This window comes from Anaerorhabdus sp. (assembly GCF_036657415.1).
GTDB lineage: Bacteria > Bacillota_I > Bacilli_A > Erysipelotrichales > Erysipelotrichaceae > Anaerorhabdus.
In genome coordinates this window covers 1-13,117 of sequence record NZ_JAVXGL010000010.1, presented here as the reverse complement: position 1 = coordinate 13,117, position 13,117 = coordinate 1, and the positions used below count along the sequence as shown (strand labels likewise).

General features: G+C 34.6%; 11 protein-coding genes. All 11 read left to right on the top strand.

Going from position 1 to position 13,117, the window contains the following annotated elements; genetic code table 11:
• Positions 1–126 precede the first annotated feature (126 nt).
• A complete protein-coding gene (locus tag RSB60_RS02550) occupies positions 127–1,317 on the top strand; it encodes a M24 family metallopeptidase (RefSeq protein ID WP_332614384.1) in 1,191 nt (396 codons plus the stop codon).
• Positions 1,304–2,494 (top strand): pyridoxal phosphate-dependent aminotransferase, encoded by a 1,191-nt coding sequence (locus tag RSB60_RS02545; protein ID WP_332614382.1) that lies wholly within the window; start codon positions 1,304–1,306, stop codon positions 2,492–2,494. The genes RSB60_RS02550 and RSB60_RS02545 overlap by 14 nt, the downstream gene beginning before the upstream one ends.
• Entirely contained in the window at positions 2,487–3,713 is a 1,227-nt protein-coding gene (locus RSB60_RS02540) for an aminopeptidase (RefSeq protein ID WP_323381060.1), read from the top strand. Before RSB60_RS02545 ends, RSB60_RS02540 begins: the two co-directional genes overlap by 8 nt.
• Positions 3,714–3,924: 211 nt before the next feature.
• Complete coding sequence (locus RSB60_RS02535) at positions 3,925–5,118, top strand: M24 family metallopeptidase (RefSeq protein WP_332614379.1); 1,194 nt, start codon at positions 3,925–3,927, stop codon at positions 5,116–5,118.
• Positions 5,119–5,124: 6 nt separating this feature from the next.
• The gene (locus RSB60_RS02530; RefSeq protein ID WP_323381062.1) at positions 5,125–6,045 is read left to right on the top strand and encodes an ABC transporter permease; all 921 of its coding nucleotides are present in this window, start codon (positions 5,125–5,127) and stop codon (positions 6,043–6,045) included.
• 10 nt (positions 6,046–6,055) lie between these two features.
• The gene (locus RSB60_RS02525; RefSeq protein ID WP_323381063.1) at positions 6,056–6,973 is read left to right on the top strand and encodes an ABC transporter permease; all 918 of its coding nucleotides are present in this window, start codon (positions 6,056–6,058) and stop codon (positions 6,971–6,973) included.
• A gap of 12 nt (positions 6,974–6,985) precedes the next feature.
• Positions 6,986–7,999 carry an ABC transporter ATP-binding protein gene (locus tag RSB60_RS02520; protein WP_323381064.1) on the top strand — a complete coding sequence of 338 codons (1,014 nt, stop codon included), beginning with the start codon at positions 6,986–6,988 and terminating at the stop codon, positions 7,997–7,999.
• The gene (locus tag RSB60_RS02515) at positions 7,992–8,963 is read left to right on the top strand and encodes an ABC transporter ATP-binding protein (protein WP_323381065.1); all 972 of its coding nucleotides are present in this window, start codon (positions 7,992–7,994) and stop codon (positions 8,961–8,963) included. The genes RSB60_RS02520 and RSB60_RS02515 overlap by 8 nt, the downstream gene beginning before the upstream one ends.
• Before the next feature lie 19 nt (positions 8,964–8,982).
• A complete protein-coding gene (locus tag RSB60_RS02510) occupies positions 8,983–10,653 on the top strand; it encodes a peptide ABC transporter substrate-binding protein (protein ID WP_323381066.1) in 1,671 nt (556 codons plus the stop codon).
• 61 nt (positions 10,654–10,714) lie between these two features.
• Positions 10,715–11,905, top strand: a complete 1,191-nt coding sequence (locus RSB60_RS02505; RefSeq protein WP_332614375.1) for a M24 family metallopeptidase — start codon at positions 10,715–10,717, stop codon at positions 11,903–11,905.
• The coding region (gene pepD, locus RSB60_RS02500) for a beta-Ala-His dipeptidase (protein WP_332614373.1) at positions 11,857–13,117 on the top strand (1,261 nt) is incomplete at its 3' end. The genes RSB60_RS02505 and pepD, both read left to right, overlap by 49 nt.

Below are 13,117 nucleotides of genomic sequence, written 5' to 3'. Positions count from 1 at the left end.
GTATTATTGTCGTAAATAATTTTTATAAAGAGATAGTTTGGTAAGTTTAGCGTAAACTATCATATAAATTTATAAAATAAGTTGAATGATAAATAGCTCTTTGTATAGAAAGGTATGGAGAAGACAATGATACAAAAAGAGAAAATTGAACAAGCAAAAAAGATAGTTCAAGAAGAGAATGTAGATTTATGGTTGACCATAGGTAGAGAAACAGGGATGAATAGTGAGCCAGTACTTCCTTTGATCTCGACACTTGAGTTTGGAGGATTAACTTGCGTCTTTGTGACTAAAGATGAAGTTGTATGTTTGGCAGGGCATTTGGATTCTTATGGTATGTCTCAAATGGGGATATATGATGAAGTTATCACTTATGATAAAAGCTTTAAAGAAAAATTCTTTGAATGCTTAAATAAATATCAACCCAAAACAATTGCGATGAATTATTCAATGGATGTAGCGGCAGATGGATTGACACATGGACTATGGTTAGAGTTTCAAGAATATTTTAAAGAGGCAAATTATGATGGAGAGATACTTTCGTCATCGTCTATCGTAAATAAGCTAAGAGGAAGAAAAACGCCAAGCGAGGTAGCGGCGATAAAAGAAGCAATTCAAGTGACAGAAAAGATACTCGTAGAAGCAAAGGATTTTATTGAAGAAGGCAAATCACAGATTGATATTCATCGTTTTTGCCAAGAAAGAATTGCTTTCTATCAAGGTGATAATGCGTGGGAGATAAAACATAATCCAGGTGTTATGTTACCAAATGTACCGGGTGGTCATGCAGGACCTGGAGAATACCAAGTTAAAAAGGGGAATTTAGTTACATTAGATTTTGGGGTGAAGATGCATGACTATTGTAGTGATATTCAACGTGTATACTATGTTTTAAAAGATGATGAAAAAGAAGCTCCTAAAAAATATCAAGATGCCTTGCGTAATATCCAACATGCACAAGATGAGGGAGTTAAAATGATGAGGCCGAATACACCAGCTTATGTACCTGATGAAAGAGCGCGTGAAGTCATAAAGGAATTTGGTTATCCTGATTTCAATTTTGGCTTTGGACATCAAGTTGGACGCGAAACACATGACGGTGGAGTTATGATGGGTCCACGATGGGAACGATATTTAGGTCGCGTGGAAGCGAATTTAGAAGTCAATAATGTATTTACGGTGGATATCAATATTCTTTTTGAGGATGGAAACATTGGACAAGAAGATATGGCAATCATTTTAGAAGATGAAACTGTATATTTGACAACACGGCAACCTGGAATATATTTATGTGGAGGAAAAGTAAATGAATGTATTTAATCACAGTAAAGTAAACTTAGATGTATTGAAAAAGAAAGCTTTTAATTACCGTTGGGCAGAAGTTGAAGATGGAATTATTCCACTTACTGCAGCGGATCCAGATTTTCCAATCGCAAAAGAAATTCAAGATGATTTAATTCAGTACATTCAAGACGGTTATTTATCATATACACCAAAGTTAGGTCTTCCAGGTGTTTGTGAAGCTATTTCAAAAGCGCTTAAAGAAAGAAAAAATGAAACTATTTCACCTTCTGCCATTTTACCGATCGATTCAGCAGCACGTGCGATGTTTGTGACAACACAAACATTATTGAATGAAGGTGATGAAGCAATTGTGTTTGATCCACAAGATTATTTATTCAAAGATGCAATTTTATCTGCGAAAGCTACGCCGGTTTTTGTACCAATGAAATTTGATGGAACAAATATTGATTTATCTCATGTTGAATCTTATATTACAAGTAAAACTAAAATGCTTACATTATGTAATCCACATAATCCATTAGGGTATATGTATACTAAAAAGGATTTAGAGTTTTTATTGGCACTTGCGAAGAAATATGATTTATGGATTATGAATGATGAAATTTGGTCAGATATTGTTTATCCTGAAAAACAGTTTCAGTCAATTCTTAACCTTGATACTGAAATGGATCAAAAGATTGTGAGTGTCTATGGATTCTCAAAGGCATTTGGAATTGCCGGGCTTAGAGCTGGTATTTTATATACACACAATGAAGAAGTTTTTCAAAAATGCATTGATAATTCATTTGTGATGAGTACAGCAGGTGGTATAACATCGCTTTCACAAATAGCTATGCAAACATGTGTTGAAAAATGTTATTACTGGACAGATGAATTTGTCGACTATTTGAAAACAAATCGAGATTATGCATTAGCAAGAATTGCGAAAATGCCATTAATACATTGTCACAAACCAGAAGCAACTTATTTGTTGTTTCCAAATATTTCTGAAACGAAGATGAGTTCTGAAGAATTTGTAGATTACTTAAAAGACCATGCAAAACTTGCTTTAGTACCAGGGACGGTAAAGTTCTTTGGTCCTGGTGCAGAAGGTCATGTTCGTATTTGTTTCTCTACAAGTTTTGAAATTTTAAAAGAAGGATTAGATCGTTTGGAGATGGCGCTAAATGATTTGGTGAAACAACATGGATAGACTAGAAAAATATGCTCGTTTATTAGTTGAGATGGGTGTTCATGTAAAAGAAAATCAATATCTCATTGTCGAAGCACCGGTGGATGCTTATCCATTAGTTCAAAAAATTACCGAAGTAGCATTTGAAAAAAAAGCAAAAGATGTCATAGTTTTTTATACTGATAGTTATGTTGATAAGGAACGTGCATTAAATGTTTCTTATGAACAGTTGCGTACTGTTCCAACATGGCAAGCACAAAGTAGAAATGAATATTTGAATCAAGGTGCATGTTCACTCTTGATTAAATCAGCGTATCCTTATTTGTTTGAAGATGTTAGTGAAGATGCATCTTCAGCATTACAAGCTTATACAAATGAATTGCGTAATCATATTCGTGCGAAGATTGCTTCAGATGGAATTCAATGGTGTATAGCATCTTACCCAAATCCTTGTTGGGCGAAAGCTTTATTTCCAAAGGATGATGAAGAAACAGCACTGAATAAAATGTTTGATGCAATTTATGATATTTGTCGTATTAAATTTGATAATAATCCTAATGAAGATTGGTATGAACACTTTAGAAGAATGGGTAAATATACAAAGTGGCTTAATACACTTCAAATTGATTCATTGCATTTTGAAAATAGTAAAGGAACCGATTTAGTTATAGGGCTACATTCAAACCATCAATGGAATGGTGGCATTGGTGAAGGTGAAGAAATAGACTTCATCGCAAATATTCCAACGGAAGAAATAAGTACGTCACCAGATAAGTATCGAGTGGATGGCATTGTTTATGCCACAAAACCATTGGAACTTGGTGGGGCACTTGTTGAAAACTTTTGGATTCGCTTTGAAAAAGGCAGAATTGTTGAAGTTGGTGGAGAGAAAAATATTGATCTACTCAAGAAAATAATTGAAACAGATGAGGGTAGCCATTATCTAGGAGAAGTAGCATTGGTTGAATATAATTCACCAATATCACAAAGTGGACTATTATTCTACAATACGCTATATGATGAAAATGCTTCTTGTCACTTGGCGTTTGGCAAAGGATTTCCTTCGTCATTAAAAGGGCTATCAGCAACAGATTATGAAGCGTGGAAAAAGGTAAATCTTAACTTTTCGTCAATTCATGTGGATTTCATGTTTGGTAGTGAAGATATGAAAATAACAGCGAAATCACGTTTGACAGATGAAATAATAGTATTTAGTGGCGGTAATTTTGTAACGCTATAGTAAAAAATGTAAATATTTACATTTTTTATAAAATATCAAAAATAACTTTAAAAGCCTAATAAAATAGGCTTTTTTAATGTTTTAGTAAAAAATTATCACGATTAAAAATATTTCATTTATGAAAGAATGTAAAATTATCATGAAAATATGTTGCTTGTTTCAGAAAATTCATATATACTGTCGATAATTAAACATAATGGGGGTAATATTAATGACATTCTATCGGGACAAAATTGAAAATGCGATTTCTGTAATGAAGGAGCAAGGGATTGATACTTGGATTATCGCTGGAACAGAGTCAGCAACAAATACTGAACCAGTTTTAACAATAATCAGTGATCATGAGTTCATTGGATATACAGCACTTATTTTCAATAGTGATGGCACTAGCAAATGTGTATGTACCCCAATTGATAAAAATGGCTATGAGCATGCGGCTATCTTTGATGATGTAGAAGGTTTTCCAGTTTCATTTGCAGATAGTGTAGGGAATTACTTAGGTCAAAAAAAGCCTAAAACAATAGCCCTCAACTTCTCTGAAACTAATCCTGCAAGCGATGGTTTGTCTACTGGTTGTTTCATGCAACTACAAGATGCATTTGACCTAAGTGGTGAGAAATTTGAAATCGTATCTGCGGAGAAGATTGTTAGAAAAATTAAGGGCGTGAAATCTGAACGCGAAATCGAATGTATTCGTGAGGCGTGTAAGATAACTGAGGAAATCTTTGAAAGTGCAAAGGATTTTATTAAGCCAGGTGTTAATTGTCAGGAAATATTTGCTTTCTTCCAAAATGAAGTAACAAAAAGAAATTTAACATATTCATGGCCAAAATCATGTAATCCTGGTGTCTTTAGTGGTGCGGATTGTCCACGTGGACATATGGGAGCACCTGACTTTGTTGTTCAAAAAGGACATCTTGTTAATGTCGATTTTGGAATTATTGTGAATGGATATAGCAGTGATATGCAAAGAATGTATTACATTCTAAAAGATGATGAAGAAGCACCTTGTGAAGATGCCGTAAAAGGATTTGAAACAGTTTGTGATGCGATTGCATTAGCGGCAAAAGCGCTTGTTCCGGGAGTTACAGGATTTGAAGTGGATAAGGTTGCACGTGACTATGTGATGTCTAAAGGATATCCAAGTTGGGGTTCAGCTTTAGGACATAGCATCGGTGCATTTGCACATGATGGGGGACAAACATTAGCACCAGAAAAACCAGGTGTTGATCGTTCAGAAGAGATTCACACACCAATTGAAGAAGGTTCAGTGTTTACATTAGAACCAAGTGTACCTACAAGCTGTGGTGTGGTAGGAATTGAGGAAGATGTTGTTTGTCGCAAGGATGGTGCAGAATTCTTAGTACCACCTCAGACAGAATTGTATGTAATTCGTGGGAGATAGAAAACTATGGCAAAATTTTTGACAAAACGTGTAGTCATGGGAATTGTAACGTTGTTGCTTTTGACAACAATCACATTCTTTATGATGAAGATGATTCCAGGAAGTCCATTCTCTGGTGAAAAATTTAAATCGGCACAAGTCATGGAACAACTTAATAAACGATATGGTTTAGATAAAAGTATTCCAGAACAATATGTGATTTATATGAAAAATGTTATTCAAGGTGATTTTGGGGAATCAATTTCAAAGAAACAAAAAATGGTTTCTGACATTATTGCTAATGCGGCACCAACAACAATGAAATTAGGGGCAGTTGCCTTTGTCATTGCGATGGTTGTGGGAATAACATTTGGTATGGTAGCGGCCCTTACAAAACGTAAATGGGTTAATAACTTAATCATGACGATTGCTACTCTTGGTGTAAGTGTTCCAAGTTTCTTGTTAGCATTATTCTTAATGATGCTGTTTGGAGTTCAATTGAAGATCTTTCCACTAATAGGGCTGAAGACGCCACTGCATTATGTAATGCCAGCGCTTGCCCTATCCTTCTACCCAATTTCAGTTATTACGCGTTTGGTTAGAAGTAGTATGATTGAAGTTTTAAAACAAGACTACATGGTACTAGCGAAAGCAAAAGGATGTAATAAACTCACGATGTATGTAAAACATGCATTGAAAAATGCTTTACTTCCAGTAATTACTTATGCTGGTCCAACAATTGCTTTCTTAATGACAGGTAGCTTCGTTGTAGAAAATTTATTCTCAATTCCAGGAATTGGAGCAGAATTTGTTAATAGCATCAATAATCGTGATTATACCTTAATCATGGGTCTTACAATTTATTTAGGAGTATTCATCATTGTTGCGAATATTATATCTGACATCTTGAGTGCTCTAGTTGACCCTAGAATTAAGATTTCGGATTAAGGAGGTAGTTATGAGTCAAGTATATGATAAAAGTCTATTTGAAAAATTAGATGATAGTGAAAAAAATAGTGACTTCATTGCGGTTGAAAGTAAAACATACTTTCAAGATGCATGGAAAAGATTTAAACAAAATAAATTAGCATTAGGAGGTTTAGTTGTTATTACAATTATTATCCTCTTCGCAATTTTCGGACCAATTCTTAGTTCGTATTCCTATGATGGTGTGGATGCATCGATGAGAAATTCATTACCTAGTTTAAAGCATTGGATGGGAACAGATAAATTTGGTCGTGATATTTTTATTCGTATCCTTTATGGAGCGCGTATTAGTTTATCGATAGGATTTGCAGCAGCTGGAATCAGTTTAGTCATTGGAATTGTGTATGGCGGTATTTCCGGATATGTTGGTGGTAAATTAGATATGTTTATGATGCGTATCATCGATATTCTATATTCAATCCCAAGCATGTTGTATGTCATTCTTATCATGTTAGTGTTTGGAAGTAACATGCAAAGTATCTTGTTGGGTATTTGTGTAAGTAGTTGGATTGGTATGGCTCGATTAGTTCGTGGTCAGGTTATGACATTAAAAAACCAAGAGTTTGCACTTGCGAGTTATGTTATTGGAGCAAGTCGTACAAGAATTCTATTCAAACATTTGATTATTAATTCAATGGGACCAATCATTGTTTCATTAACATTGATGATTCCATCAGCAATCTTTACAGAATCATTCTTAAGTTTCGTGGGTATTGGTATTAGTGCACCAATGGCTTCATGGGGAACTTTAGCGAGTGATGCAAAGGCTTTGATTGAAACGAATCCGCTTCAAGTTATATGGCCAGTTGCAGCAATTTGTATTACCATGTTATCTCTTAACTTTATTGGAGATGGATTGGGTGATGCACTTGATCCAAAGAAAAAGTAAGGGGGATATGAAATGAGTTTACTTGATGTAAAAAATTTAGTAACAGAATTTAAGACAGAAGATGGAACTGTTCAAGCTGTTCGTAATATTAGTTTTCATATCGATGGTGGCGAAGTATTAGGTATTGTTGGAGAATCAGGTTCAGGTAAAAGCCAAACGATGTTTAGTGTTATGGGATTACTTGCCGATAACGGTGCAGTAATAAATGGTGAAATTGTATTTGATGGAAAAGATATTTCTTCAACTAATAAAACTAAAGCAGAAAAGAAAGCCTACGAAAAAATAATGCAAACTATTCGTGGTAAAGATATGGCAATGATATTCCAAGATCCAATGACTTTCTTAAATCCTGTATTACGTATTGAAACACAACTAATTGAGCCTTTGTTGAATCATACAAAGATGTCAAAAGCAGAAGCAAAACAAAAAGCGATAGAAATGATGGAACGGGTTGGTATTCCAAATCCTCAAGAAAGAATTCGTCAGTATCCTCACCAATTCTCTGGGGGGATGCGTCAACGTATTGTTATTGCGATTGCCTTAATGTGTCATCCTAAATTGATTATTGCAGATGAACCTACTACAGCTCTTGATGTAACTATTCAAGCACAAGTATTGGAGTTAATTCAAAGTTTACAAAAAGAACAAAATACATCAATTATTATGATTACTCATGATTTAGGAGTAGTTGCGAATATGTGTGATCGTATTGTAATTATGTATGGTGGGAAAATTGTTGAACAAGGAACAGACAATGAAATATTTTATGAAGCAAAACATCCTTACACGCTCGGATTACTTGAAAGTGTAAATAATCCTGAAAATAAAGAGAAGACGGAATTAAAACCAATTCCTGGATCACCACCGGATTTATTGCATCCGCCAGTAGGATGTCCATTTGTTGACCGCTGTGAAAAAGCGATGAAGATTTGTAAGGATCAAGAACCACCACTAACAGAAATAACAAAAACACAATTCTGTTCATGTTGGCTACTACAAAAGGAAGGGATGATGAACCATGAGTGATACAATCTTAGAAGTTAAAAATTTAAAGATGTACTTTGATGTTTCAAAAGCCTTTCAAGCTAAAAAATATGTCAAAGCAGTTGATGATATAAGTTTTTCAATCAAACGTGGAGAAACTTTAGGACTTGTAGGTGAATCAGGCTGTGGTAAGAGTACACTTGGACGTTGTATCGTAAGAATTTATGATCCAACTGAAGGAAGTATCATCTTCAACGGTGTTGATATTGCGACAAAGAAAAATAAAGAATTAAAAGATTATCGTAAAGCTTCACAAATGATTTTCCAAGATCCATATGCATCATTAGATCCACGTATGACTGTTGGTGAAATTATTCGTGAACCAATGGATATTCATAAGATTTATGATACAAAAGAAGAACGTACAAAGCGTGTTCAAGAGTTATTGCAAATTGTTGGATTAAAACCAGATCACATTCGTCGTTATCCACATGAATTTTCAGGAGGACAACGTCAACGTATTGGAATAGCACGTGCTTTAGCACTTAATCCAGAATTTATTGTTTGTGATGAACCAATATCTGCATTGGATGTTTCCATTCAAGCACAAGTTATTAACTTATTAGAAAAGATTCAAAAAGAAATGGATGTTGCCTACTTATTCATTGCCCATGACTTAAGTATGGTTAAACATATTAGTGATCGCATTGGCGTAATGTATTTGGGAAGAATTGTAGAACTTGGCGAGAGTGATGATTTATACAGTAATCCTCTTCACCCATATACAAGAGCACTTTTGTCATCTGTACCAATACCAGATCCAAAAATTGCGAAAACAAAGAAACGTATTGTATTGGAAGGTGAGCTTCCAAGTCCTATCAATCCGCCTTCAGGCTGTACATTTCGTTTACGTTGTCCACATGCAACAGAAAGATGCGCAAACGAAGTGCCTAAGTTAACGAAGGTAGGAACAAGAGAAGTTGCTTGCTTTTTATATGAGAGATAAAAACTAGGAGGAAAGAAAGATGAAAAAACTATTAAAACTAATGGGTGTATTTGCATTAGTGGTTGGTATTCTTACAGGATGTTCAAGTGCACCTAAAAAAGATGCTGGCGACGCGAATACAAACACAGGTAAAACAGCAGCTAACGAATTAGTTGTTGCAATCGGTGGAGAACCAACATATTTGGATCCAGCAATTGCAGGTGATGCTGTAAGTAACTATGTAACAAAACAAATGTATGAAGGTTTATTCTCAGTTAAACCTGATGGATCACTTCAAAATGAACTTTGTGAATCATTCACAGTAAGTGAAGATGGTCTAGTGTATACATATACACTTACTGATGCTAATTGGAGCGATGGGCAACCAATTACAGCAGAAGACTTTGTATATGGTATGAAACGTTCAATTGCTTACGGTTCTGCCGATGCATATTATGGTTCATTCTTAACTAAAACTGTTAAGGGTGGAGCTGAAGCAAGTGCAGTTGTTGATGCAGCTGGACAAGTATTAATCGAAGAACTACCTGAATTAGGAATTAAGGCTTTAGATGATAAAACATTAGAAATTACTCTAGAAAAACCAGTTCCTTATTTCAATCAATTATTAGTTCAAGGCGCAACTTACCCAATCCGTTCTGATTTTGCGGAAGAAAAAGTAAGTGCTTGGGCAGATAGTAAAGATGTTCCAGTAAGTGGTGCATTTATGTTTGAATCAAGAAATGCCAATGAAGAAATTGTATTGGTTAAAAACCCTAACTATCGTAATGCAGATCAAGTAACTTTAGAAAAAATTACTTTCAAAATCATGCCTGATGGTGTTGCACAATTAAATGCATTTAAAGCAGGTGAATTAGATTTTGCAATGGCACCTTCTCCTGAAACTGCAAAAACTTATGAAGGTAAACCAGAATTATTTACAATTGATCCATATGTAATTAATTACTTTGTAACAGTTAATGCTGGAAGCAATGCACCAGAAGCATTGCAAGATGCAAATGTACGTAAAGCATTATCAATGGCAGTTGATAGAGATGAATTAATTGCAATTATTGATGCTGGTGACACATATTATCCATTATACGGTTTCATTCCTAGAGGAATGGCTGGTGTAAATGGTGACTTCCGTGAAGAACAAGATGCTGTATTAAAACTTTCTGATACAAATGTTGAAGAAGCAAAAGCATTAATGGCTACAGCGGGTTATGATGAAACTAATCCATTAACACTTACTTACTACTACAACGATTCTGATTTACATAGAACAGTTGCACAAGTATTACAAGAACAATGGAAACGTATCGGTGTGAATGTTGAATTAAAAACAGCTGAAGTACGTGTATTCTTTGATGATCGTACAAATGCAAACTTTGAACTTGCTCGTCATGCAAACTCTGCTGACTACCTAGATCCAATGATCTATTTAGAAATGTATATGCGTGCAGGACAAGGAACTACAAAAGCAGTTGATGATCAAAAATATGAAGATTTAATTGCTGCAGCTAATGCTGAAAGTGATCCTAAAGTACGTTTAGAAAAATTACATGAAGCTGAAAACTATTTCGTTAATGAAATGGCTTATATTATTCCTTTATTTGGATATACTAATCCAGAATTATTACGTCAAGGAATCACTGGAATTGAAACTTCTCCAGATGGAGCTGTTAACTTCCGTTACACAAAAGTACAATAATCAAAAATTTTAGAGGTGTTAGTTGATGATATTAACACCTCTTCTCTCATAGGAGGTTAGGATGGAACTCAATAAAGATAAATTACCAATTATTAAAAATGCTTTAAAAGAAAACGAACTTGATGCGTGGTGTGTATTAGGTCGAGAAACAATTATGAAGAGTGAACCTATTCTTCCTGTATTAGGGGATATGGATTTCATTATCGCTACAGGATTAATTTTTACTCAAGATAAAATAATTGCGGTTGTAAGTACACTAGATGAAGAAGGCTACAAATTAATTGAAGGTATTGATGAAATTATAACGTACACAGGGGATCTTATGGTTCCAGTTGCGAAGAAGATAAAAGAATTAAATCCAAAGAAACTAGGATTGAATTTCTCTAAAAATGATGCGAGTGCTGATGGACTAACTTATGGGATGAAGTTAAAACTTGAAAGACAGCTTAAAGAAGTTGGCTTTGAAGGTGAACTTGTAAGTGCAGTTAATTTAATTGCGAAAGTTCGTGGGCAAAAAACCGCTGAACAAATTAAGAAAATTAAGCATACTGCTGAAGTTGCTTTGAAATATTTAGAAAGTGTTCCAACAATGTTAAAAGATGGAACAACTTCATTAGACATATTCAATTATTTACATGAAGTTGCATATAATGATGGATATGGAATGTCTTGGACACCATCACAATGTCCAGGAGTTAGTGTTGATCCAAATGTACCTGCAGGACATATGGGAATTATTGAAACACCTATCGTTAAAGGATATGTAATTAATATTGATTATGGTGTATCAAAAGATGGATATTGTAGTGATATCCAAAGGATGTATTACATCTTAAAAGATGATGAAGATGATGCACCAGAAGAAGTGAAACGAGCATTCTATACTGTGCGTGATGCAATAAAAATGGCAAAAGATGCGATGAAACCAGGTGTGACTGGTTATCAAATTGATAAGATTGCAAGAAGCCATGTTGTCAGTGAAGGATATGATTCTTGGAATGCTGCACTTGGACATCAAGTGGGACATGAAACACATGATGGAGGATATATCCTTGCAAATCGTCGCCCGCGTTATAACCGACCAGAATTAATTGATCAACCATTAGATGAAGGAAATGTCTTCACAATAGAGCCTGGTGTTGAAACATCACGTGGACGTATTGGTATTGAAGAAATGGTTGTGATTACAAAAGATGGATGCGAATGGCTAGTTCCTCCGCAACAAGAATTGATGCTAGTGAGGGTGAAATAATGACACGTTGTTATGATTTTTTTAAGGAAACATGCAAGTTTCCACATGGTTCATATAATGAAAAACAATTAAGTGATTACTTAGTTGAGTTCGCTAAAAAGAATGATTTAAAAGTAATTCAAGATGATATGTTCAATGTTGTAATCTACAAAGATGCAACACCAGGATATGAAGATCACGATACACTTATGCTTCAAGCACATATGGATATGGTGGATGAAAAAAATAAAGAAAGTAATCATGACTTTACCAAAGATTCTATTGAAATTATCGAAATGGAAGATGGATGGATTAAAGCAAATGGAACAACTCTAGGTGCAGATGATGGTATAGGTACTGCTTATATGCTTGCGATTCTAGAAGACAAAACATTGGAACATCCAGCTTTGGAGTGTGTCTTTACAGTTCAAGAAGAAGTTGGTTTATTTGGAGCAATGAATCTAAAAGCAGAATATTTTAAAGCTAAGAATGCGATTAGTTTAGATGGTGGCGATGAAAAGACACTTCTTTCATCTGCTGGCGGAAGACGTGTTGAAATAAAAATACCAATGGGCTGTCAACCGGTTCACACAAAGGGATTACGTATTATGGTACGTGGTTTACAAGGTGGACATAGTGGTGGCAGTATTGATAAAGAATTAGGAAATAGTAATAAAATTATGGGTAGAGTTTTATATCACCTCCAAAAGGCAGTAGATATTCGCTTAGTATCTATTGAGGGAGGTTCTAAAGACAATGCCATTCCTAGAGAAAATGATGCAGTAATTGCCTATGATGAAAAAGACCATGATCAAGTTCTTGCGATAATCAAAAAACAAGAAGAAGATATATTCGCGCTATTAGAATTTTCAGATGCTGGCTTTAAATTGTCAGTTGAAGAAGAGACAGTAAGTCAATCCATGTCAAAATATAATACAAAACAATTTATTCGTTTCTTGTACTTACTTCCAAATGGTTTGATTTCAAAGAGTATGAATATTCCAGGACTTACATTAACTTCATTAAATGTGGGTGTTATTTCATGTAATGAAGTGTCAATTGTAATTCACCTATCATTAAGAAGTGCTTATAATGAGAGCATTGATGAAATGACATATTCAATTAAAGAGTTATGTGATTTGTTTGAATATTCAATGTCAACAGATTCAAGTTATCCAGGATGGCGTTATAAAGAAATTAATCCATTAAGAGATGTTATCTGCGAGACATATA

What these genes read in the sequence shown, in the direction of transcription:
- RSB60_RS02515 (WP_323381065.1), top strand. Translation starts at nt 7,992, where the DNA reads ATGAGTGATACAATCTTAGAAGTTAAAAATTTAAAGATGTACTTTGAT.
- RSB60_RS02550 (WP_332614384.1), top strand. Translation starts at nt 127, where the DNA reads ATGATACAAAAAGAGAAAATTGAACAAGCAAAAAAGATAGTTCAAGAA.
- RSB60_RS02535 (WP_332614379.1), top strand. Translation starts at nt 3,925, where the DNA reads ATGACATTCTATCGGGACAAAATTGAAAATGCGATTTCTGTAATGAAG.
- RSB60_RS02525 (WP_323381063.1), top strand. Translation starts at nt 6,056, where the DNA reads ATGAGTCAAGTATATGATAAAAGTCTATTTGAAAAATTAGATGATAGT.
- RSB60_RS02505 (WP_332614375.1), top strand. Translation starts at nt 10,715, where the DNA reads ATGGAACTCAATAAAGATAAATTACCAATTATTAAAAATGCTTTAAAA.
- RSB60_RS02530 (WP_323381062.1), top strand. Translation starts at nt 5,125, where the DNA reads ATGGCAAAATTTTTGACAAAACGTGTAGTCATGGGAATTGTAACGTTG.
- RSB60_RS02545 (WP_332614382.1), top strand. Translation starts at nt 1,304, where the DNA reads ATGAATGTATTTAATCACAGTAAAGTAAACTTAGATGTATTGAAAAAG.
- RSB60_RS02520 (WP_323381064.1), top strand. Translation starts at nt 6,986, where the DNA reads ATGAGTTTACTTGATGTAAAAAATTTAGTAACAGAATTTAAGACAGAA.
- RSB60_RS02540 (WP_323381060.1), top strand. Translation starts at nt 2,487, where the DNA reads ATGGATAGACTAGAAAAATATGCTCGTTTATTAGTTGAGATGGGTGTT.
- RSB60_RS02510 (WP_323381066.1), top strand. Translation starts at nt 8,983, where the DNA reads ATGAAAAAACTATTAAAACTAATGGGTGTATTTGCATTAGTGGTTGGT.